General features: G+C 74.3%; 20 protein-coding genes. 6 read left to right on the top strand and 14 right to left on the bottom strand.

Features of this window, described 5'->3' with window-relative positions; genetic code table 11:
• Positions 1-34: 34 nt before the first annotated feature.
• Positions 35-979 (bottom strand): deoxyribonuclease IV, encoded by a 945-nt coding sequence (locus ACFVSN_RS27135; protein WP_387956713.1) that lies wholly within the window; start codon positions 977-979, stop codon positions 35-37.
• Positions 980-1,228: 249 nt separating this feature from the next.
• On the opposite strand from ACFVSN_RS27135, the gene ACFVSN_RS27130 reads away from it, so the two are divergent.
• Positions 1,229-2,308 (top strand): nitrous oxide reductase family maturation protein NosD, encoded by a 1,080-nt coding sequence (locus ACFVSN_RS27130; RefSeq protein ID WP_387956712.1) that lies wholly within the window; start codon positions 1,229-1,231, stop codon positions 2,306-2,308.
• 30 nt (positions 2,309-2,338) lie between these two features.
• Entirely contained in the window at positions 2,339-3,427 is a 1,089-nt protein-coding gene (locus ACFVSN_RS27125; RefSeq protein ID WP_387956711.1) for a methyltransferase, read from the top strand.
• Between the two features lie 76 nt (positions 3,428-3,503).
• Here the strand turns inward: ACFVSN_RS27125 and ACFVSN_RS27120 are convergent, their stop codons facing one another.
• The 9 genes from ACFVSN_RS27120 to ACFVSN_RS27080 form a co-directional block, all read right to left on the bottom strand.
• Positions 3,504-4,217 carry a class F sortase gene (locus tag ACFVSN_RS27120; protein ID WP_387956710.1) on the bottom strand — a complete coding sequence of 238 codons (714 nt, stop codon included), beginning with the start codon at positions 4,215-4,217 and terminating at the stop codon, positions 3,504-3,506.
• A 112-nt stretch (positions 4,218-4,329) separates the two neighbouring features.
• Positions 4,330-4,758, bottom strand: a complete 429-nt coding sequence (locus ACFVSN_RS27115; protein WP_387956709.1) for a hypothetical protein — start codon at positions 4,756-4,758, stop codon at positions 4,330-4,332.
• Positions 4,759-5,078: 320 nt separating this feature from the next.
• On the bottom strand, positions 5,079-5,399 hold the full coding sequence (locus ACFVSN_RS27110) for a TcmI family type II polyketide cyclase (protein WP_380447702.1): 321 nt from the start codon (positions 5,397-5,399) through the stop codon (positions 5,079-5,081).
• A 5-nt stretch (positions 5,400-5,404) separates the two neighbouring features.
• Complete coding sequence (locus ACFVSN_RS27105) at positions 5,405-5,860, bottom strand: SRPBCC family protein (RefSeq protein WP_380447704.1); 456 nt, start codon at positions 5,858-5,860, stop codon at positions 5,405-5,407.
• Position 5,861: 1 nt separating this feature from the next.
• The gene (locus ACFVSN_RS27100; protein WP_387590913.1) at positions 5,862-6,122 is read right to left on the bottom strand and encodes an acyl carrier protein; all 261 of its coding nucleotides are present in this window, start codon (positions 6,120-6,122) and stop codon (positions 5,862-5,864) included.
• 28 nt (positions 6,123-6,150) lie between these two features.
• Positions 6,151-7,392 (bottom strand): beta-ketoacyl synthase N-terminal-like domain-containing protein, encoded by a 1,242-nt coding sequence (locus ACFVSN_RS27095; RefSeq protein ID WP_380447709.1) that lies wholly within the window; start codon positions 7,390-7,392, stop codon positions 6,151-6,153.
• Positions 7,393-7,397: 5 nt separating this feature from the next.
• Positions 7,398-8,654 (bottom strand): beta-ketoacyl-[acyl-carrier-protein] synthase family protein, encoded by a 1,257-nt coding sequence (locus ACFVSN_RS27090; RefSeq protein WP_380447711.1) that lies wholly within the window; start codon positions 8,652-8,654, stop codon positions 7,398-7,400.
• Positions 8,651-9,094, bottom strand: a complete 444-nt coding sequence (locus ACFVSN_RS27085; protein WP_380447713.1) for a cupin domain-containing protein — start codon at positions 9,092-9,094, stop codon at positions 8,651-8,653. Before ACFVSN_RS27085 ends, ACFVSN_RS27090 begins: the two co-directional genes overlap by 4 nt.
• A 29-nt stretch (positions 9,095-9,123) precedes the next feature.
• Entirely contained in the window at positions 9,124-10,293 is a 1,170-nt protein-coding gene (locus ACFVSN_RS27080; protein WP_380447715.1) for a SchA/CurD-like domain-containing protein, read from the bottom strand.
• A gap of 308 nt (positions 10,294-10,601) precedes the next feature.
• Here ACFVSN_RS27080 and ACFVSN_RS27075 point away from each other — a divergent pair, with 308 nt between their 5' ends.
• Positions 10,602-12,227, top strand: a complete 1,626-nt coding sequence (locus tag ACFVSN_RS27075; RefSeq protein WP_387956708.1) for an FAD-dependent oxidoreductase — start codon at positions 10,602-10,604, stop codon at positions 12,225-12,227.
• Between the two features lie 270 nt (positions 12,228-12,497).
• Here ACFVSN_RS27075 and ACFVSN_RS27070 read toward each other — a convergent pair whose 3' ends face one another.
• Entirely contained in the window at positions 12,498-14,159 is a 1,662-nt protein-coding gene (locus ACFVSN_RS27070) for an APC family permease (RefSeq protein WP_380447719.1), read from the bottom strand.
• Positions 14,160-14,537: 378 nt separating this feature from the next.
• On the opposite strand from ACFVSN_RS27070, the gene ACFVSN_RS27065 reads away from it, so the two are divergent.
• On the top strand, positions 14,538-15,143 hold the full coding sequence (locus ACFVSN_RS27065) for an SGNH/GDSL hydrolase family protein (RefSeq protein WP_380491677.1): 606 nt from the start codon (positions 14,538-14,540) through the stop codon (positions 15,141-15,143).
• A 27-nt stretch (positions 15,144-15,170) separates the two neighbouring features.
• Here the strand turns inward: ACFVSN_RS27065 and ACFVSN_RS27060 are convergent, their stop codons facing one another.
• Complete coding sequence (locus ACFVSN_RS27060) at positions 15,171-15,929, bottom strand: AraC family transcriptional regulator (RefSeq protein ID WP_387590925.1); 759 nt, start codon at positions 15,927-15,929, stop codon at positions 15,171-15,173.
• Between the two features lie 54 nt (positions 15,930-15,983).
• Between ACFVSN_RS27060 and ACFVSN_RS27055 the strand changes: the two genes are divergently transcribed.
• Positions 15,984-17,186, top strand: coding sequence for an MFS transporter (locus ACFVSN_RS27055; RefSeq protein WP_387590928.1), 1,203 nt, complete (start codon positions 15,984-15,986; stop codon positions 17,184-17,186).
• On the opposite strand, the gene ACFVSN_RS27050 is transcribed toward ACFVSN_RS27055, so the two are convergent.
• Complete coding sequence (locus ACFVSN_RS27050) at positions 17,176-18,033, bottom strand: helix-turn-helix transcriptional regulator (RefSeq protein ID WP_380447727.1); 858 nt, start codon at positions 18,031-18,033, stop codon at positions 17,176-17,178. The genes ACFVSN_RS27055 and ACFVSN_RS27050 overlap by 11 nt on opposite strands.
• Positions 18,034-18,151: 118 nt before the next feature.
• Between ACFVSN_RS27050 and ACFVSN_RS27045 the strand changes: the two genes are divergently transcribed.
• On the top strand, positions 18,152-19,693 hold the full coding sequence (locus ACFVSN_RS27045) for an MFS transporter (RefSeq protein ID WP_387590932.1): 1,542 nt from the start codon (positions 18,152-18,154) through the stop codon (positions 19,691-19,693).
• A gap of 67 nt (positions 19,694-19,760) precedes the next feature.
• Here the strand turns inward: ACFVSN_RS27045 and ACFVSN_RS27040 are convergent, their stop codons facing one another.
• The gene (locus tag ACFVSN_RS27040) at positions 19,761-20,687 is read right to left on the bottom strand and encodes a serine/threonine dehydratase (protein ID WP_387590935.1); all 927 of its coding nucleotides are present in this window, start codon (positions 20,685-20,687) and stop codon (positions 19,761-19,763) included.
• Positions 20,688-20,765: the final 78 nt, after the last annotated feature.

Genomic DNA, 20,765 nt, shown 5'->3' with positions numbered 1-20,765 from the left:
GGCTGCACCCGGACGGCGGCCACGCCCGGGTCGGCTACACGCGGACGGCGGCCCGCTCGCGCAGTTCCTTGAGGGCGGTGATGTCCATCGCGTGCCCGGTGCCGTCCCCGCCGTGCTTGCGGTCGGGCGTCTCGACGACCAGCGGCACGCCGGCCGTCGCCGGGTGCTCGAACAGCTCGCGGAACGGCTCCGCGCCGATCATCCCCGCACCGATGTTGGCGTGCCGGTCCTTGCGCGCGCCGACGACGTCCTCGGAGTCGTTGGCGTGGATCAGCCGCAGCCGGCCGGGACCGGCGGCCGCGACCAGCGCGTCCAGCGCCGCGGTGACGCCGCCCGGCGCGGCGAGGTCGTGCCCGGCCGCGAAGGCGTGGCAGGTGTCGAGGCAGACGCCGACCTTCGGGTGGCCCTCCAGCGCCTCGACGTACTCGGCCAGGTCCTCCATGCGGGAGCAGAGCGAGCTGCCCTGACCGGCCGTCGGCTCCAGGAGCAGCCAGGGCGCGTCGTCGCCGAGCGCGTCGAGCTCGTCCAGCAGCGGCCGGACGTCCGCCCGCACCTGGGCCATCGCCTCGGCCCGGCGGGATCCGCCGCCGGGCGCGGTGCCGACGGCGGAGCCGGTGTGCAGGACGACGCCGAGGGCGCCGATCGCGCGCCCGCGCAGCAGCGAGTGGCGCAGCGAGACGGCGGAGCGCTCCCTCGTCGCGGGGTTGTCCGAGCCGAAGTTGATCAGGTAGGGCGCGTGCACCCAGGCCGGGACGCCCTGCTCGGCACAGGCGGCGCGGAACTCCTCGTCCTGCGCGGGGTTGCCCGGGGGCGTGGCCCAGCCGCGCGGGTTGGCCACGAACACCTGGACCGTCTCGGCGCCGACCCGCCGCGCGTACGCGAGGCCGGTCCCGGCCAGCCCGCGGGCGGCGACCGGCACGTGGGCGCCGATCGGGTTGCGGGCGGTGGCGGCGGGCGGTACGAGAGCGGTGCTGTTCACGGCCCCGAGCATGCCACGCGGCCGGGCGTGTCCCGAAAACGGGCCCCGTCCACCCCGGGGACGGCGTTCGCCCGCCCGGCCGACGCCCCGTCAGTCCCGCAGCCCAGCCCTGGTGGCGGGCCCACCCGGGCGCCCATAGCGTCGGTTCGGTCATCCCCACCGGCTGTCACGAGCCCCCCACACCGCGTGAGAACCGCCCCGCGCCCACGGCCCGGACCTTGCGCGGAGGAAGAAAACAGGTCACCACACATGCCCACGCGTCGGGTCCACCACCTCGCCGCGGCCACCGCCGCGGTCTGCTCCCTGACCACCGCCCTGACCACCGTCCTCGCCGTCACCCCCGCCCACGCGGACGGAGGCGCCCTGCTCCTCGTCCACCCGGGCGAATCGATCCAGCAGGCCGTCGACGCCGCCCGGCCCGGCGACACCGTGCAGGTCCTGCCCGGCACGTACCGCGGCAGCGTCCGGATCACCACCCCCGGCCTCACCCTGCGCGGCGCCGGCCCGGCCAGCGTGATCGTGCGCGGCGACGGCACCGAGAACGCGTGCGCCGCCGCCGGCCACGGCGTCTGCGTGGACGGCACCGAGGCGGCCCCGCTGCCCGACGTCACCATCGAGGCCCTCGCCGTCACCGGCTTCGCCAAGAACGGCATCGACGCCAGCGGCACCACCGGCCTGACCGTCCGCGCCACCTACGTCCACGACAACGGCCAGCAGGGCATCAGCCAGGAGATCTCCACCAGGGCCGTCATCCTCGGCAACCGCGCGACCGACAACGGCCAGTCCGGCGTCTTCCTCGCCAACTACGCCTACCGCGAGGGCGGCGCGCCCGACACCGGGGGCACCCGCGTCGAAGGCAACGAGCTCTCCGGCAACCGGGTCGGCGTCACCGTCCGCCGGCTGCGCGTGCTGACCGTCCAGGGCAACGAGATCACCGGCAACTGCAGCGGGGTCTTCGTGGTCGGCGACGAGGGCGTGCCCCGGGCCGGGGACCTCGACGTCAGGAAGAACCGGGTGGTCGCCAACAACAAGTTCTGCCCCGCCAATCCCCGCCTCGGCGCCATCCAGGGCGCCGGCATCGTGCTCACCGGCACCGAGGACACCCGGGTCACCGACAACGAGGTCCACGACAACGCCGGCCGCACGGACTTCTCCGGCGGCATCGTCCTGTTCAAGAGCGTCGTCGGCATCCCCAACACCCGTGCGACCGTCACCGGCAACACGCTGAGCGGCAACGGCCCCGCGGACCTCGCCGACCGCGACACCGGCACCGGCAACACCTTCGCCCGCAACACCTGCGCCGTCTCCGAGCCCTCCGGCCGCTGCTGACACCGCCGCTTCCACCCGTAAGGACCGCCCATGACCACCGCACCCGCCCACACCAGCCCCCAGGCCGCGATGCGCCTGCGCGAGCTCGTCTTCGGCGCCGCCTGCGCCGCGGCCGTCCGGGCCGCCGCCCGGCTCGGCGTCGCCGACGCGCTCGGCGACACCCCGATGACCGTCACCGAGCTCGCCGCCGCGCTCGACACCGAACCCCGCCCGCTGCGCCGCCTGCTGCGCGCGCTCACCTGCTACGGCATCTTCGCCGAGACCACCGCGACGACCGCGACCGGCGAGCCCGGCGCGACCACCGCGGCCACCGTGCCCGGCGAGGAGCGCTTCGAGCACACCGAGATGTCCCGCCTGCTGCGCGAGGACGCCCCCAACTCGCTGCGCTACATCTCCCTGTGGTGCACCGAGCCGTGGACCTGGGAGGCCTGGCCGAAGCTGGACGAGGCGGTGCGCTCGGGCCGCAACGTCTTCCCCGAGCTGTTCGGCAAGGAGTTCTTCGACTACCTGCACAGCGACGCGCACGACTCGGCGAAGGTCTTCGACAAGGCGATGACCACCTCCAGCCGGCAGTCCGCCCGGGACTTCGCCGAGTACCTGGACCTCACCGGCGTCGACTCGGTGGCGGACATCGGCGGCGGCCAGGGCCACGTGCTCGCCAGCCTGCTGGAGAAGCACCCGGCGCTGCACGGCACCCTGCTCGACCTGCCCAAGGTGGTGGCCGGGGCGGACGCGCGGCTCCAGGACGGCGGCGCGTTCTCCGCGCGGGCCCGCCTGGTGCCCGGGGACTGCCGCAAGGACATCCCCGTCCGCGCCGACCTCTACATCATCAAGAACATCCTGGAGTGGGACGACGAGAGCACCCGCCGCACCCTCGGCAACGTCGTGGCCGTGGCCCGGCCGGGCGCGCGCGTCGTCGTCGTCGAGAACCTCGTCGACGACAGCCCGTCGATGCGCTTCACCACCGCGATGGACCTGATGCTGCTGCTCAACGTCGGCGGCGCCAAGCACTCCAAGGACAGCCTCGTCCGGCTGATGGAGGAGGCCGGTCTGGCGGTGTCCGACGTCCGCTCGGTCAACCCCTACCTGCACGCCTTCGAGGCCACCGTCCGCGGCTGAGCCGCCCACCGCGCCGCCCACCGCGCGAAACGGCCGCTGCTCCCCGACTCGCCGGGGAGCAGCGGCCGTTCGGCGTTCAGGCCCGGTGCGACGACTCCAGGTGCGCGAACACGACCACGTTGTCGAGGTAGTCCCGCCGCTTCTTGTCGTACACGCCGCCGCACGTGATCAGCCGCAGCTGCGCGTCCGGCGTCTTCCCGTACACCTTCTGGTCGGGGAAGGCGTTCTTGGCGAAGGTCTCGACGGAGTCCACCGAGAACACCGCGACGGTGCCGTCCGCGCGCGCCACCTCGACCTTGTTGCCCGGCAGGAGCAGGCTCAGCAGCAGGAACACCGCCGGGCCCTTGGTGGTGTCGACGTGGCCGGCGACGACGGCGCTGCCGCGCTCGCCCGGGGTCACGCCGCCGTTGTACCAGCCGACCAGGTTCTTGTCGTCCGGCGGCGGGGCGTTGAGCTGGCCCGCCGGACCGAGCGTCAGCTCGGTGAAGGGGGCGTCCACGGCGATCTGCGGGATCCGCAGCCGGGCCGGCTTGGACCGCTTCAGCGCCGGTGCGCCCGCGGCGGCTGGTGCGCCCGCGGCGGCCGTCGGGCCCGGCTTGGCGGCCGCGGCCGGTGCCGGTGCCGACGGGCCGGGCGCGGCCGGCGCGGTCGCGGTCGGGGGAGCGGCCTCGGCGGACGAGGACTCGTCGGCAGTCCGGGAGTCCACCGAGTTGTACATCAGCAGCACGCCGACCGCCGCCGCGCTCATGCCGACGCGCAGCAGCCGGGACGTACCTGGGACGGGAAGCACCGAGGCCCACCTTTCCGGAAACGGCGTCCGCGGGACGGCGCCCGCGGGACGGCCCGCCGCCCCCGTGCGCCCCCCGCGGTGGCGGGGCGGCGCCCAGGGGCGGCGGCGGGGGTCAGGCGACGGCGCCGGCCGTGCGGCGGCCGCGGCGCAGCGCGAGGGCGCCCGCGCCGATCCCGCCGAGCAGCAGGACCGCGCCCGAGGCCAGACCGCCGCCGGACAGGGACAGCCCGCCGCCGCCGGTGTGCACGCCGCCGTGCGGGGCCTTGTGCTCCTCGCCCTTGTCGCCGTAGGCGTCGTTGCCCTTGTGCTCTTCAGAGCCCTTGTGCTCCTCGGTGGAGGAGGAGCCCTTGTGGTCGCTCGTGCCCTTGTGCTCGTCGGAGCCGGTGCCCTTGTCGGAGCCGGTGCCCTTGTCGGGCTGCTTCTCCTGCCAGGTGAGGTTCTTGCCCTGGTCGGCGGATCCGTCCGCGAAGGCCATGGGGGTGCCGACGGTCAGGACGGCGGCGACGGCCGCCCCGGCGAGCAGCGTGCGTGCAGAACGCATGAGGATGATCCTTCCGGCGCGCCGGCCCGCGACGCCCGGCGGGGTTGCCGGGCAAGGGGACTCGCGGGGAATGCGCGCCTGATCCACCGTCAACCACCGTGCCGACGCCTGCCACCGGAGGCGTGCGGGGCCCGCGCGCCCGGTGCGCCTTTCGGATGGACTCCCGGGCGTGTTCACCCGGGTGCGCGGGCGATCCGGGTGAACGGGGGTTACGGCGGCCACGGGCCGTCGGTGCGCGAGGGCGGCTCCGGGCACGCGTGGGCCCGCCCCCGGCGGGTGGCCGGGGGCGGGCCCAAAGGGTCGCGGGGGCGCTGCGGAGCTCAGCGGTCCCAGCGGTAGAACTCGCGCGCCATCGCGTCCTTGGGCTCGCGCCAGGTGGCGGGGTCGTACGCCTGGACGTAGGCGGTGAGGCGGTCGCTGACGGTCCGGAACTCCGGGTGCCCGACGACCTTGGCGACGGCCGGGCCCGGCGGGCGGTCGGCCTCGATGAGGTGCAGGTAGACGTCGCCGAACTGGAAGAGGCTGCGGCCGGTGACGCCGATCAGGTGCGGCAGGTCGCCGCGGTCGGACTCGGCGAACACCTCGGCGATGTCGGGGGCCGCCTCCGGCTTCATCCGGGCGACGATCAGAGCGCGGTGCACGCCGCTCACCTCTCCCCGGCCCGCAGCTCGACCTTCTCGCGGATCAGCTGCATCTGGATCCGGGAGTTCTTGTTGATGTGGTTGACCATGCCGTCGTCGTCCACCGGGGCGGTGGGCTTCATCGCGAAGTCCTGGATCCAGCGCATCCTCGTCCCGGCCGGGACCTCGGCGTACTCCCAGCGGATCTCCATGAACTCGAACGGGCCGGGCTCGACCCGGCGGGCGCGCACCGCGAGCGAGGACTTGTCGGTGGTGCGCTCGGAGACCCAGCTCCACACCTGGCCGTTCTCGTCCGGGTGCATGGTGAGCCGGAAGCGGACGCTGTCGCCGTCGCGCTCCAGGACGTCGACGGAGGCGTACTCGCTGAACAGCTCCGGCCAGTTCTCCAGGTCGTTGGTCATCTCCCAGACCAGGTCGAGCGGAGCGGCGATGACGATCTCGTTGTCGGTGTGTCCGGGCATGTCAGGCACCGGCCTTCGTCGCGAGGGAGGCGTTGACGAGCTGCACGAACTCGGCCGGGGTCTTGGCGGACTCGGCGCCCGAGGTGACCTTGAGGCCGTGCCGGTTCTCCAGCTCGCCGACGACGCCGAGCAGGCCGAGCGAGTCGACGCCGAAGTCGTCGAAGTAGGAGCCGGGGCGCTCCAGTTCGCCGGGTTCGACGGTGACGCCGGCCCGCGCCTGGAGCAGGGCGGCCAGTTCGGGGTAACTGAGGGTGTTGCTCACGGGGTGTCCCTTCTCAGAACGGGGTGGTTCAGGGCCGCTCACCGCGCCGGAGCACCAGCGCGGAGTTGGAGCCCATCAGCCCGCGGCTGAGCACCAGTGCGGTGCGCAGCTCGGCCGGCCGGGCGCGGCCGGTCACCAGGGCGAGGTCGTGGCAGACCTCGGTGACGTTGGGGGTGGGCGGGAGGACGCCGTCCTCCATGGCGAGGACGGCGGCGGCGACGTCCAGCAGCGGGGCGCCGCAGTAGGCGCGGCCGGTGCCGGTCTTGGGCGCGGTGACCGGGACGCGTTCGGCGGCCGGGCCCAGGGCGTCGGCGAGGGCGAGGGCCTCGGCCCGGTCGGCGGCCGGGACGCCGAGTGCGTCCGCGAAGACCACGTCGACCTCCTCGGGTGCGATCCGGGCCTCGTCCAGGGCTATCCGGATCGCGGCGGCCAGGCCCTCGCGGGACTCCTCCCACCGGGAGGCGCCGGTGAAGGTGGCGCCGTGCCCGGCCAGGTGGGCGCGGACGGCGGCCCCGCGACGACGCGCGGTCCGCTCGTCCTCCAGCAGCAGCATCGCGCCGCCCTCGGCGGGGGAGAAGCCGCAGGCCTGCGCGGTGAACGGCAGGTAGGCCCGGTCGGGCTGCTCGGCGAGGCTGAGCTCGGGGTAGCCGAGCTGGCAGACCATCGAGTACGGGGCGAGCGGGGCCTCGGCCGCGCCGGCCACCACCGCGTCGGCGCCGTGCTCGATCGAGCGGGCGGCGTGGGCGAGCGCGTCCAGGCCGCCGGCCTCGTCGCTGGCGACGACCCCGCAGGGGCCCTTGTAGCCGCCGCGGATGGAGATCTGTCCGGTGCTGGCCGCGTAGAACCAGGCGATGGACTGGTAGGGGCCGACGAACCGGGGCCCCTGGCCCCAGAGCTGCTGGAGCTCGCGCTGGCCGAACTCGCCGCCGCCGGAGCCGGCCGCGGTCACCACGCCGACGGCGTAGGGCTGTTCCGGGTCCGGTGTGAAGCGGGCGTCGGCCACGGCCAGGTCGGCGGCGGCCATCGCGTAGTGCGTGAAGCGGTCGGTCTGCACCAGGTAGCGGCTGTCGATCACGGCCTGCGGGTCGAAGTCCCGCACCTGTCCGGCGACGCGCAGCGGCAGCGCGGTGCAGCCCTCGCGGGATATCCGGTCGAGGACGCTCACGCCCTGCCTGGTGGCCTTCCAGAAGGCGTCGGCCCCGACACCGTTCGGTGCCACCACGCCGATGCCGGTGACCACCGCCCGGCGGCCCTGCTGACGTGACGTCATGGATCTCACCCCGTTCTTTTGAGCACGACGGCGGACTGGAATCCGCCGAATCCGCTGCCGACCGAGAGGATGTGGCTCAGCGGCAGCTCGCGCGCGGTGCGCGGCACGTAGTCGAGGTCGCACTCCGGGTCGGGAGTCTCGTAGTTGGCGGTCGGCGGCACGACGCCGTGGGCGAGCGCCAGCGTGCAGGCGACGACCTCGATGGCGCCGATCGCGCCGAGCGAGTGCCCGACCATCGACTTGATCGAGCTCATCGGCGTTCCGTAGGCGTGCCGGCCGAGCGAGCGCTTGACGGCGGCGGTCTCGTGCCGGTCGTTCTGCTTGGTGCCCGAGCCGTGCGCGTTGACGTAGTCGACGTCGGTGGTGTTCACCCGGGCGTGGGCGAGCGCGTCGTCGATCGCCCGGGACATCTCCAGCCCCTCCTGGGTGAGGCCGGTCATGTGGTAGGCGTTGCCGTAGGTGGCGAAGCCGCCGACCTCGCCGTAGACGCGGGCGCCGCGGCGGCGGGCGTGCTCCAGCTCCTCCAGCACCAGGACGGCGCCGCCCTCGCCGAGGACGAAGCCGTCCCGGTGGGCGTCGAAGGGGCGGGAGGCGTGCGCCGGGTCGTCGTTGCGCTCGCTGGTGGCCTTGATGGCGTCGAAGCACGCGACGGTGATCGGCGAGATCGGGGAGTCGGAGGCGCCGGCGACGCAGATGTCGGCGCGTCCCTCCTCGACGGCCCGGAAGCCGTAGCCGATCGCGTCCAGGCCGGAGGTGCAGCCGGTGGAGACGGTCTGCACCGGGCCGTGCGCGCCGATCCGTTCGGCCACCGCGGAGGCCAGCGTGCTGGGCGCGAACGCCCGGTGCAGCTGGGGCTCGGCCTGCCGGTGGTCGACGTCCCAGCGGGCGCCGGCCGAGCTGACCAGGGCGTAGTCGTGCTCCAGCCGGGTGGTGCCGCCGACGGCGGTGCCGAGCGAGACGGCGATCCGCCACGGGTCCTCGGCGGCGAGGTCCAGGCCCGCGTCGGCGACCGCCTCGCCGGCCGCCACCATCGCGAACTGCACGTAGCGGTCGGCCCGTTGGACGTCCTCGGGGCCGAGCCCGTGCGCCGCCGGGTCGAAGTCGCACTCGGCGGCGATCCGGGAGCGGAACCCGGTGGGGTCGAAGAGCGTGATGCCCCGGGTGGCGGTGCGGCCGGAGGTGAGGAGGTCCCAGAAGGCCGGGACCCCGACCCCGCCGGGCGCCACCACGCCGATCCCGGTGACGGCGACCCGCCGGGTCACGAGGCCACCTTGGCGTGTTCCGGCGGGCCGGACGCGGCGGACCCGTCGGTGCCCGCGTGCTCCTCGGTGCTCACGTGGCCGAGGTCGGGGCGCGGGGCGAGCGGCCCGAGGTGGAAGACCATCCGGGCCTCGGTGGTGCCGACGTTGCGGAAGCGGTGGCGCATGTTGATCGGGATCATCAGGCCGTGGTCGGGCTTGAGGGCGCGGGTCTCGCCGTCCAGGTCCACCTCCAGGTCGCCGGAGACGACGAACACGAACTCCTCGGAGTACGGGTGGTAGTGCTCGGCGATCCGCTCCCCGGGCTTGACGATGGCCAGGCCCATGAAGCCGCTGGTCGCCCCGCAGGTGGTCGGGGTGAGCATGGTGCGCAGCTCGGCGCCGTGGCGGCGGTTCTCCGGAGCCTCGTCGACGTGGACGATCCGTGGGTACTGCGTGGACATGGTGTTTCCTCCGGGAATGTGACGGATCGTCAGTTCGACTGTGAGCTGCGGTCGGTGATCGGGGTCATGCCGCGGGCGGCGAGGAACGCGCGCAGGCCGGCGACGGTGCGCAGGTCGCACTCCGCGCCGAGGTCGAGCAGCCGGGCGAGCGCCGCGGCCTCCGCGTCGCCGGCCACGCCGAGCGCGGCGCCCGGGTCGGCCTCGGCGGGCACCCGCAGGTCCACCAGGCGCACGACGACGTCGTCGCGCTGGAACACGGTGCTCGCCGCGACCGGGCCGGTCGGGTCGGCGGTGGCGAGGTCGTCGTGGCCGGCCAGCAGCTCGGTGACGGCCGTGCCGGAGCCCGGGCGGACCGGGTAGAGCACGGCGTGCCGGTGCAGCCGCCCGGACGACGGCGCGGTGGCGATCGCCTGCTCCTTGGCCGGCAGCGCGGCGCGGGCGAAGAAGGCGCGCGCGGACTGCGGGTCGCCGAGCTGCCGGGCCTCCTCCAGGTACGGGTTGATGGCCTCCTCGACGGCCCGCACCTCGGGCTGCATCGCGACGTGGCGCAGCGCGTCGCCGAGGCTGCCGGTCACCTCGACGGCCCGCACGACCCGGTTGCCGTGCATGAACAGCGAGGTGCGGCGCAGCCGGGTGTGCTCGTCCACGTCGGCCTTGGGGGAGGTGTAGCCGGCCAGGATCCGGGCCACCTCGGGCTCGCTGCCGGGCTTGACCGTGAAGGTCAGCGCGTGGCGGACGACCCCGTCGGGGCCGGGCTCGGCCTTGGGCGGGCCGACGTGGCCGACGGGCTCGCTGCGCGGCAGGCCCGGCGGCACCTCCACCGGGGCCCGGGTGCCGGTGGCGCCGCCGGCGGCGGAGGTCTCGCGCAGGACGACGTAGCGCATCGAGCGGAAGTTGTCGCTGACGCAGCCGTGCATGGGCTTGACCATCTCCCGGTGGGCGTCGCTGTCGACCCACTGCAGGAACGTGTCCTGGTCCTCCCACTCGCTGGTGATCAGCCACTGCCGGGGGTCGTTGATCGACTGGCACAGCTGGTCGCTGACGTGGCCGGGCACCGCGGCCACCTGGTGGCGCAGCTGCTCGTAGACGTCCAGGAAGCGCTGCTGCGCGCCGTCCTGGATCTCCAGCATCAGGACGACCCGCAGCCGGGTCTCGGACTCGGCGTGCTGCGGCGCCTGCGGTTCGGACAGAGTTGTCATGATCCACTTTCTGCTCTGGGCCGCACGCTGCGGGCCGTACTCCGGCCGCGTCCGGCAGGGCGCTCCCGGCCCGGGGGAGGGCGGTGCGATGGCGGTCGGCCCGGGCCGTCGGCGCCAGGCCTGAGGTCGATCGTGCGCGGCGCGTCCGGGGGCGCGCGAGATTTGCGGGCCATCCGGGCGAAGGGGCGGCACAAGCCGGCTCCGGCGGGGGATGGAAGACCGGGGCGGCCGCCGCTGCGGGCCCCTTCGAGGGCGGCGCCGGGCCCACGTGCCGGGCCGCGGAATCCCCGTACAGGGTGGAGCAATTGATGAATCCGAAGGTAGACGACCGGGTGCCGGTCCTGATCGTGGGCGGCTCGCTGGTCGGGCTGTCGGCCTCGCTCTTCCTCGGCCGACTGGGGGTCAGACACCTCGTGGTCGAGAAGCACACCGACACCTCGCGTCACCCGCGTGGCCGAGGCAACAACGTCCGCACCATGGAGCTGTACCGGGTGGCCGGGATCGAGCCGGCGATCCGCGAGGCGGCCTCGGTGCTGGCCCCGAACCACGGCATCCTCCAGGCGCCCTCGCTGACCGGCGAGGAGCAGGAGTGGCTGTTCCGGGAGATCGACCCGGGCGGGCGGCTGGCCGCCTTCAGCCCCAGCTCGTGGTGCCTGTGCAGCCAGAACGACCTGGAGCCGGTGCTGCTGCGCGCGGCCCGCGACCTCGGCGGCGACATCCGCTTCGGCACCGAGCTGGTCTCCTTCGAGCAGGACGCCGACGGCGTCACCTCGGTGCTGCGCAGCCGGGAGACCGGCGAGGAGCGGGTGGTGCGCTCGGAGTACCTGGTGGCGGCGGACGGCCCGCGCAGCCCGGTCCGCGAGCGGCTGGGCATCGGGCAGACCGGCAAGGGCGAGCTGTTCCACAACGTCAGCATCACCTTCCGGGCCAAGCGGCTGGCCGAGGCCGTCGGCGACCGGCACTTCATCGCCTGCTACCTCACCAACCCGGAGGCGGACGGCGCGCTGCTGCCGGTGGACAACCGGGAGGAGTGGGTCTTCCACGCGCCGTGGCACCCCGAGCACGGCGAGCCGCTGGAGGCGTTCACCGACGAGCGGTGCGAGCGGCACATCCGCACCGCCGTCGGCATGCCGGAGCTGGACGTCGAGGTGACCGGCAGGGCGCCGTGGCACGCGGCCGAGCGGGTCGCCGAGAGCTACGGCACCGGGCGGGTCTTCCTCGCCGGGGACTCGGCGCACGAGATGTCGCCGACCGGCGCGTTCGGCTCCAACACCGGCATCCAGGACGCGCACAACCTGGCCTGGAAGCTGGCCGCCGTGCTGTGCGGCTGGGCCGGGCCCGGCCTGCTGGAGACGTACGGGCGGGAGCGGCGGCCGGTGGCGCGGGTGACCGGCGAGCGCGCCTCGGCCCGCTCGGCCGAGCACAGCCACCCCGGGTACGCGGTCGTGCCGGGCGTCGGGCGGCAGGCCGGGGTGCTGGCGGTGGCGCTGGGCTACCGCTACCCGCGGGGCGCGGTGGCCGGGGCGGACCCGGCGGGCGAGGTCGTCCCGGAGAAGTTCGAGTCGGCCGGCGAGCCCGGCAGCCGCGCGCCGCACCAGTGGCTGGTGTGCGCGGGCGTCCGGCTGTCCACGCTGGACCTGTACGAGCAGGCGATGGTGCTGCTCACCGGGCCGGACGGCGAGGCCTGGCGCGCGGGCGCCCGGCGGGCGGCGGACGCGCTGGCCGTCCCGATGGACGCGTACCGGATCGGCGACGACGCGGAGGACGACCTGGCGCCGGAGCCGGGCACGGACTTCGCCGAGCTGCACGGCATCGGCCCGGACGGCGCGGTGCTGGTGCGCCCGGACGGCTTCGTCGCGTGGCGCTCGCCAGGCGCGGTCGACGATCCGCAGGCGGCGGTGGCGGCGGCGCTGAAGGCCGTGCTCGACCTCTGACGGGCGAAGGTGACGCGCACGGATGACGTGCACGCCTGATGCGCACGGCCTGATGCGCACGGCCTCCGGCGGGCACGGATGCCGCACACGGACGGGCCCGTCGGTCGCTGCTCGACCGGCGGGCCCGCCGTTGGGGTGCGTAAGGCTCGGGTTGTTCAGGGGCGTTCGGTCAGGATCTCGTGGCCGGGTTCCGGCGGCCGGGGCCGTGTGGTGGGGCCCCGGGGCCGGGAGCGGCCGATCGGGAGCGGGGAGTCAGCCCCGCCCCGCGGATCAGTGACCGCCCGCGTCGACCACCTCCACGTCGGCGACCTCGCGCTCGATCTCCTCGGCCGGCAGGGCGACGCGGATCGCCCAGTAGTAGATGCCGAGCGCGAAGACCGCGACGATGCCCATGTCGTACCACATCGGGATCCGGCCGGTGCCGTCCCCGAAACCGCCCTGCCAGGAGACCAGGCCCAGGCCGATCAGGTAGACCGGCAGCCACTGCGCGGCCTTCCAGTTCAGGCGCGGGGCGTTCGGCAGGCCCTTCTTGATCGCGTAGGCCGCGTAGCTGCCGAGCAGGACGTAGCCGAGCACGATGGCGATGCCCAGGCGGGACAGGGTCTGCCAGCCGGACCAGTAGATGATGAGGCTGGCGACCACGAACGCGGCCGGCGAGACGACCCCGCCCGCCGGGAGGCGGTAGGAGCGCTCACGGTCGGGCAGCCGGCGGCGCAGGGCACCGAAGGCCAGCGGGGCGCCGGCGTACATCAGCACGCTGGCGGAGGTGATGAAGCCGACCAGCTCCTGCCAGCTGGGGAAGGGCAGGAAGCAGACGACGCCGGTGACGAAGGAGATGATCAGGCCGAACCACGGCACGCCGTTCTTGTCCAGGCGCTCGAACTTCTGCGGGGCGTAGCCGTTGCGGCTCAGGCCGTAGGAGATGCGCGAGGTGGCGGTGGTGTAGATCAGGCCGGTGCCACCGGGGGAGATGATGGCGTCCATGTACAGCACCCAGGACAGCCAGCCGAGGCCGACCAGGGTGGCCAGGCCCGCGAAGGGGCCGTCGATGCCGGGGAAGTCGAGCTTGGCCCAGCCGTTGGCGAAGGCGCTGACCGGCAGGGCGCCGATGAAGACGACCTGGAGCAGGGTGTAGATCAGGGTGCCGATGGCGACCGACCCGAGCACGGCGCGGGGGATGTCGCGGCGGGGGTTGCGGCTCTCACCGGCGATCTGGATGGCCTGCTCGAAGCCGAGCAGCGCGAAGATGATGCCGCTGGTGCTGATCGCGGCGAGCACGCCCTTGGCGCCGAACGGCGCGAAGCCGTGCGAGGTGAAGTTCGAGCTGTGGAAGCTGGTGATCGCGAGGACGAAGATCGTGAAAAGCGGGACGAAGATCTTCAGCCAGGTCGCCACGCTGTTCGTACGCGCAAGGACCCGTACGCCGAGGAAGTTGACCGCGACGAACACCGCCATCAGGGCGGTCGCGACGACGAAGCCGCTGGTGGTGAGGGTGCCGTTGGCGTTTTGGAGGCCGTCGGCGAAGGACCAGTGCTTGGCGTAGCCGATCATCGCCTCGACCTCGATCGGGGCGACGGTGGCGGCCTGGAGCCAGGAGAACCAGCCGAAGGACATGCCGGCGAGGCCGCCGAAGGCGTAGTGCGGGTAGCGCGCGGTGCCGCCCGAGACCGGGAAGAGCCCGCCGAGTTCGGCGTGCACGAACGCCAGCAGGACGATCGCGACGGCGCCGATGCCCCAGGAGATGATCGCGGCCGGGCCTGCGGCGGTGACGGCGTTCTTGGCGCCGAACAGCCAGCCCGAGCCGATGATCGAGCCGACCGAGGCCCACATGAGGCCGATGAGACCGACGTTCCGGCGGAGCGTCCGGTGGGTGGTACCGGACCCGGAGCCGGTGCTCTGTCCCGGCGGGGATACCTGGTTGGTGGAGACCATGGGAATTCTCTCTGTGTGTGGGGGCCCCGGCAGGCGGAGCAGCTCTGGAGAGTTGCCACACAGTAGGGCTATTCATAGGCCTATGCACAGATTTCATTACTGAATGTTTACTTACTTTTCCGGACATTCTCGCTGGTAGGGGGTGTGAGGGTTTCGGGCGCATTACGTGACTCGTCAGTAGGTTCACTATTTGAGCCGGAATTGAGCTTCGGGTGGTCGATCATGCATCATGGTCGACACGCCGTTTTATAGAAATGGTGATCCCTGCATAGTGATGCAGCCAGCCCGGGTGGATGGCCGGCCAGGACACCGTTGAGTCGCCCGCGGGCGTGTGATCAACTTCCTCCGGTCCATACGAACGCAAGGGGGAAGCACCACATGATCGAACTCGCCGACAGGCCGATGACCTGGGTCATGGCCGGGGACAGCATCACGCAGGCCGTCCTGCACACGCACGGGGCCCGGGGGTGGGTGGAGCACGTGCAGGAGCGCGTGTGCTGGCAGCTCGACCGGCTGACGGACATCGTCGTGAACTCCGGCGTCTCGGCCTGGCGGGCCACCGACGTGCTCGGGGCGTACGACTTCGTCATCGGCCGGTTCCGGCCGGACGTGCTGTCGCTGTCGCTCGGCACCAACGACGTGCGGGCCGGGCTCGCCGGGCTCGGGGAGTTCCGCGACGCCATGGGGGAGATCATCGAGCGGTCCGCCGGGGCGCAGATCGTGCTGCACACGCCGCTGCTCGTCAGTCAGGACGCGCTGCCGGCGCGGGCCGAGCTGCCCGCCTACTGCCAGGCCGTCCGCGAGCTCGCCGCCGGGACCGGGGCGCTGCTCGTCGACCACGAGGCCCACTGGCGCGCCGAGTTCGGCGACGTCGCCCCGATCGCGTGGCTGGACGACCCGGCCCACCCGAACGCGGTCGGGCACCTGCAGATGGCCAACCACACGCTGCGCACCCTCGGACTGGGGGAGCTCACCGACCTGTGAGGTACGGGTTTCGGCCGCCGGCTCGGGTCAGAGCCGGCGGTGGGTGCCCGGGGTGTGGCCGAAGGTGTGGCGGAAGGCGTCGATGAAGGCGCTGGCGGAGGACCAGCCGCACAGGTGGGCCACGGTGGTCACGGGGGTGTCCTCGGCGAGGAGGGTGAGGGCGTGGTAGAGCCGTAGGTGGGTGCGCCAGCGGGGGAACGTCATGCCCAGGTCGGTGCGGAAGAGCCGGGACAGGGTGCGTTCGCTCGCGCCGACCTCGCGGCCGAGGGCGGCGAGGGTGCGGTCGTCGGCCGGGTCGGCGTGCAGGAGGTCGCACACGGCGGTCAGCGTCGGGTCGGTGGGGGCCGGCAGGTGGAGGGGCTCCTGGGCCGAGACGCTCAGCTGGTCGAGCAGGACGGCTCGCAGGCGGGCGCGCGGCGGGGTGTCGGGGGTGTCGCCGGTCTCGTCGGGGTACCGCGTGTATTCCAGGATCAGCTCGCGGAGCAGGGGGCTGACGGTGAGCACCGTGGGCCTGTCCAGGGCCAGCGGGTTGCTGTCGGCGGGCAGGCCGACCAGGTGCAACTCCAGCTCGCCGTGGGCCTGGTGGGAGTGGACCGTGCCCGTGGGGACCCAGATCGCGCGGTCGGCCGGTGCCACCCAGGTGCCCGCGTGGGTGGTGATGGCCAGGGCGCCGCGGCCGGCGTAGGCGATCTGGTGGTCGTCGTGGCGGTGGGCGTCGATGGCCGCCCCGCGGGTGAGCCGGCGGGTGCTCGTGGGGGCCACGGGCGTGTGGCGGATTTCCGTCATTGCTTGGCAGATTATCGGAAGCCCGACAGTGGGGCGCGGCGTGAGCATGAGGGCGTGCCCACCAACGACAAGGCGCCCGAGCGCGCCATCCCCCTCCTCGCCGTCGGCCACGCCTGCGTCGACGTCTACCAGGGCGCCGTGACCGCGCTGGTCCCGTTCTTCGTCGCCGAGCGCGCCTACACGTACGCCGCCGCCTCCGGCATCGTGCTCGCGGCCTCTCTGCTCTCCTCCGTGGCGCAGCCCCTGTTCGGAGCGCTCACCGACCGCCGCCCGTTGCCCTGGCTGCTGCCCGTGGCCACCCTCCTCGGCGGGCTCGGGATCGCGCTGAGCGGCCTGGGCGACAGTTACGCGCTGACGCTCGCGTTCGTCGCGGTGTCCGGCCTGGGCGTCGCCGCCTACCACCCGGAGTCGGCGCGGGTCGCCCGCAAGGCCGGGCGGGGCAGCCACACGGCGATGAGCTGGTTCTCCGTCGGCGGGAACGTCGGGTTCGCGCTGGCGCCCCTGCTGGTGTCCGCGGTGGTCGCCACCGGCGGCCTGCGGTGGACGCCGCTGCTCGTCGTGCCGGCCGTCGTGGGCGGTGCGCTGTGCCTGCCCGCGCTGCGTGCGGTGGGCGTGGCACGGCCGACGGCGGGTGCGGGTGCGGTTGCCGGGCCGGCGGGGGCCGACGACGTGCGCTCGTTCCTGCGGCTGTCGGTGGCGGTGGTCTGCCGGTCCGTGGTGTTCATCGGGCTGAGCACGTTCATCACGTTCTACGCCCGCGAGCGGACCGGCGGCGGCACGACGGCGGGCACCGCGGCGCTGTTCGTGCTGTACGCCGGCGGCGCGGTCGGCACGGTGCTGGGTGGCCGGCTGGCGGAGCGCCGGGACCGCGTCACCGTGGTGCGGCGCTCGTACCTGCTGAGCGCCCTCGCCGTCGCGGGGATCGTGTACGTGCCGGGGCCGGCGTTCTTCCTGTTCGTGGCGCTGGCCTCGGCCGGGCTCTACGTGCCCTTCTCGCTCCACGTGACGCTCGGGCAGGACTACCTGCCGAGCCGCGTCGGCACGGCGAGCGGCGTGACGCTCGGCCTGGCGGTGAGCGTCGGCGGTGTCGTGAGCCCGGTCCTCGGCGCGGCTGCCGACGCGACCTCGCTCCGGACGGCGCTCGTACCGCTGATCGTGCTGCCCGTCGTCTCCTGGCTGGCGATCCGCACCCTGCCTGAACCGGCCGTGCCGCGGGCGGTCGCGGCGGAGCCGGAGGCGGTGCCGGTCAGGCCGTGAAGCTGTCGGCCGTGAAGCTGCCGAGGAAGCGCAGCGCCTCCTCGGCCGGGCTCCCGGGCGGCGCGGTGTAGACGACGAGCATGTGGTGCGCGGCGCCCGGGGCCTGGAAGGTCTCGTAGTCGAGCGTCACGTCGCCGACCAGGGGGTGCCGGAAGCGCTTGGGCCCGTGGCTCTTCTCGTGCACGTGGTGCCCGGCCCACAGGGTGCGGAACTCGGCACTGCCCAGCGAGAGTTGGCCGACCAGCCGGACGAGCCCGGGATCGTGCGGGCGGCGCCCCGCGGCCATGCGGAGGATGCCGACGGTCGTGCGCGCGGCCTCCTCCCAGTCGAGGTGGACCTCGCGGGCGTGCGGGTCGAGGAAGATCCGGCGGGCCATGTTCCGCTCGCCCGGCGGGAGTCGGGGGAAGTCGGCGATCAGGGCGGCGGCCGGCCGGTTCCAGGCGAGGACGTCGCTGCGGTCGTTCATGATGACGGCGGGCGTGGTCGGCATGGCCTCCACGACGCTCCGAAGTGCCGGGCGCAGCACGTCGGTCCGCTGGGATCCGGCGGCCGTCCGGCGGGGCGGTCGGGCCAGGTCGTACAGGTGGGCGCGCTCGGCGGGGCCGAGCCGGAGGGCGCGGCTCAGCGCGTCGAGCACCTCGTCGGACGGGCGGTCGGCGCGGCCCTGCTCCAGGCGCACGTAGTAGTCGGTGCTGAGGCCCACGAGTTCGGCGACCTCCTCGCGGCGCAGCCCCGGTACGCGGCGGCGGCCGGTGGGCGGCAGGCCCGCGTCGGCGGGGGACACCAGGGCGCGGCGGGCGCGGAGGTAGTCGCCGAGGCTGCCGGCGAGGGTGGTCGGGTCGGGCATGCGGTCCAGTATGGGCGTGGAGCGGCGGGCGTGCCTGGACCTGTCAGTCCCAGGGAACGCCGGCCCGGGGGTGTGGCAGTCCCTTCATCCACGGCCCGGCCTGGCGAACGATCGACGCATGACTACCCCCAACTCCCGGAGCCGGGACGGCTACTGGGCGACGGTCGGCGCGGTCGGCGGCGCGAGCGCGATGCTGCCGTTCTCGGTGACCGGCGCCGCCGTCGCGCTTCCGACCATGGCCGCGCACCTGGACGCCTCCGTCGGTGCCGCCCAGTGGATGCTCAACGCCTTCAACATCACCTTCGCCGCCCTGCCGCTCGCCGCGGGCGCCCTCGCCGACCGGCTCGGCCGGCGCCGCGTGCTGCTCACCGGCATCGCACTGGTCGGCGCGCTGTCGCTGCTGATCGCGCTCGCGCCGTCGATGGCGGTCGTCGACGCCGCGCGGGCGGTGCAGGGGTGCGGGGCCGCGGCCGTCCTGGCGTCGGGCGCGGCGGTGCTGGCCCACTCCACGGCCGGGCGGCGCCGGCAACTGGCGTTCGGGATCCTGGGCACGTCCTTCGGGACGGGCCTGGCCGTCGGGCCACTGGCGGCGGGCGCGCTGGTGGAGGCGGCCGGCTGGCGGGCGGTCTTCCTGCTCGTCGCGGCCGGGTCGGTGCCGGCCTGGCTGCTGGCGACCCGGGCGCCGGAGTCGCGCAACCCCGAGCGCCCGCGCTTCGACCTCGCCGGGCTGCTCTGCTTCACCGCCGGGCTCGCCGCCCTGTCCTACGCGCTCGTCCGGGCGGGGGCGGCCGGCTGGACGGCGCCGGGCACGCTGCTGCCGCTCGGCGGCGCCGTCCTGCTGGTGGTGCTGTTCGGGGCGGTGGAACTCCGCCGGGCCGGGCGGGCGATGTTCGACGTCCGGCTGTTCCGGCGGCCCGAGTTCCTCGCCGTCGTGTGCCAGCCCTTCACCGTGACCCTCGGCTTCGTGGTGCTGCTGGTCCACCTCCCCGCCTACCTCCAGGGCGTGGGCGGCCGGAGCGTCCTGGCCAGCGGGCTCCTCCTGCTGCCGATGACGGCGCCCGTCCTGCTGCTGCCCCTCGTAGCGGGCCGGCTCGCGGCGGCGACCTCGGTACGGGCGGTGCTGACCGCCGCCTCCGTGCTGATCGCGGCGGGTGCGCTGCTGCTCGCCGTCGTGCCGTTCGAGGCGCTGTGGTCGTCGTTGTTGCCGTTCGGGGCCGGCGTCGGGCTGGCGTTCGGGGTGATGGACAACGCGGCCGTCGGCACCGTCCCGGTCGAGCACGCGGGCGCCGCCGCCGGGATCTTCAACACCATGCGGATCGCCGGCGAGTCCGTCGCCGTCTCCGGGGCGGCGGCGCTCCTGACCACGCTGACCGCCGCCCGCCTGCCGGGCCTCCCGCCCGGCGAGGCGGCGCACCTCGCGGGCCGGGCCGTCCAGGGACAGGTGGACGCGGCCCGGCGCGCCGCCCTGGCCGACGGGTTCACCGGCGCGCTGCACACCCTCGGCCTGCTGCTCGCCGTCCTGTCCGCGCTGGGCGCGGTGCTCACGTACGTCGCGCTGGACCCTCGGCGCAGGCCGCGGGCCGGGGGTTCGGAGGCGGCGCCGTCCTCGGCGAGGCCGGTGGAGGGGCTCGGGCCGGCGAGGGAGAGGTTTGTCGGGTAGGCCGACTCCGTGTCGTGGACGGGCGGTCGCATGGCCGGTGAGGGTCCCGCTACGCCCGCTACGTTCGCTACCCCCGCTCGACCAGGTCGGACGGGTCGGTGTTCGCCCCGCACAGCAGGACGGCGACGCGCTCGCCCGCCACCCCGTCGAGCGCCGCCAAGGCCGTGGAGGCCGCGAACTCGACGGCGATCCGGCGCTCGTCCCACAGCCGCCGCCGGGCCCGGACGATCGCCTCGTCGGGCACCAGCACCGACCGCACGCCCTCGTGCGCGGCCGCCGCGACGGCGAGGGCGGTCGCCCGGCGGGCGCCCAGCGCGTCCTGGGCCACCGACGCCACCGGGACGTCCACCGGGCGCCCCGCCTCCAGCGCCGCGTTGAGCGCCCGGCTGCCCTCCGGCTCCACCGCCACCACGCGGATCCCGTGCTCGCGCGCCGCCACGGCGACCCCGGCGAACAGCCCGCCGCCGCCCACCGACACCACCACCGTGTCCAGGCCCGGCACCTGGGCGCGGATCTCCTCCAGCACGGTCCCGGCGCCGGCGGCGATCAGGGGGTGGTCGTAGGCGTGCGAGGCCAGGGCCCCGCCGGTCGCCGCGAACTCCTCGCACGCGGCGAGCGCCTCCGCGTACTCCCGCCCGACCAGCCGCACCTCGGCGCCGTACGAGCGGAGCCGGCCCAGCTTCACCGGCGAGGCCGTCTCGGGCAGGAACACCGTGGCCCGGACGCCGAGTTCACAGGCCGCCCAGGCGCAGGCGAGGCCGGCGTTGCCGCCCGACGCGATGGTCACGCCGGCGTCGGGGAGGGTGCCGGCCTCGGCGTGGGCGAGGAGGAAGTTCTGCGCGCCGCGCGCCTTGAAGCTCCCGGTGTGCTGCAGGAACTCCAGCGCCAGCCACGTCCGTTCGCCCTCGTCCCCGCGCGCCACGACCACCGGCCGCACCCGCCCGGCGATCCGCTGCCCGGCCGCCTTCACCGCGTCGTACGTCAACTGCTCCATCGCGCCCGCTCCTTCGCTCCAGCCGCCACGGTGACGACCGTACGTCGGAGCGGCGGCCGGAGGAAAGATCACGATCAT

Origin of the sequence: Kitasatospora sp. NPDC057904 (genome assembly GCF_042887925.1) — a bacterium.
Lineage (GTDB): Bacteria > Actinomycetota > Actinomycetes > Streptomycetales > Streptomycetaceae > Kitasatospora.
This window is presented reverse-complemented; position numbering and strand designations above follow the sequence as displayed.

Bases quoted from the DNA above. Each gene is read 5' to 3' on its own strand.
- ACFVSN_RS27130 (WP_387956712.1), top strand. From the start codon at position 1,229: ATGCCCACGCGTCGGGTCCACCACCTCGCCGCGGCCACCGCCGCGGTC.
- ACFVSN_RS27080 (WP_380447715.1), bottom strand. From the start codon at position 10,293: ATGACAACTCTGTCCGAACCGCAGGCGCCGCAGCACGCCGAGTCCGAG.
- ACFVSN_RS27045 (WP_387590932.1), top strand. From the start codon at position 18,152: ATGACTACCCCCAACTCCCGGAGCCGGGACGGCTACTGGGCGACGGTC.
- ACFVSN_RS27070 (WP_380447719.1), bottom strand. From the start codon at position 14,159: ATGGTCTCCACCAACCAGGTATCCCCGCCGGGACAGAGCACCGGCTCC.
- ACFVSN_RS27060 (WP_387590925.1), bottom strand. From the start codon at position 15,929: ATGACGGAAATCCGCCACACGCCCGTGGCCCCCACGAGCACCCGCCGG.
- ACFVSN_RS27105 (WP_380447704.1), bottom strand. From the start codon at position 5,860: ATGCCCGGACACACCGACAACGAGATCGTCATCGCCGCTCCGCTCGAC.
- ACFVSN_RS27095 (WP_380447709.1), bottom strand. From the start codon at position 7,392: ATGACGTCACGTCAGCAGGGCCGCCGGGCGGTGGTCACCGGCATCGGC.
- ACFVSN_RS27040 (WP_387590935.1), bottom strand. From the start codon at position 20,687: ATGGAGCAGTTGACGTACGACGCGGTGAAGGCGGCCGGGCAGCGGATC.
- ACFVSN_RS27065 (WP_380491677.1), top strand. From the start codon at position 14,538: ATGATCGAACTCGCCGACAGGCCGATGACCTGGGTCATGGCCGGGGAC.
- ACFVSN_RS27115 (WP_387956709.1), bottom strand. From the start codon at position 4,758: ATGCGTTCTGCACGCACGCTGCTCGCCGGGGCGGCCGTCGCCGCCGTC.
- ACFVSN_RS27050 (WP_380447727.1), bottom strand. From the start codon at position 18,033: ATGCCCGACCCGACCACCCTCGCCGGCAGCCTCGGCGACTACCTCCGC.
- ACFVSN_RS27075 (WP_387956708.1), top strand. From the start codon at position 10,602: ATGAATCCGAAGGTAGACGACCGGGTGCCGGTCCTGATCGTGGGCGGC.
- ACFVSN_RS27085 (WP_380447713.1), bottom strand. From the start codon at position 9,094: ATGTCCACGCAGTACCCACGGATCGTCCACGTCGACGAGGCTCCGGAG.
- ACFVSN_RS27125 (WP_387956711.1), top strand. From the start codon at position 2,339: ATGACCACCGCACCCGCCCACACCAGCCCCCAGGCCGCGATGCGCCTG.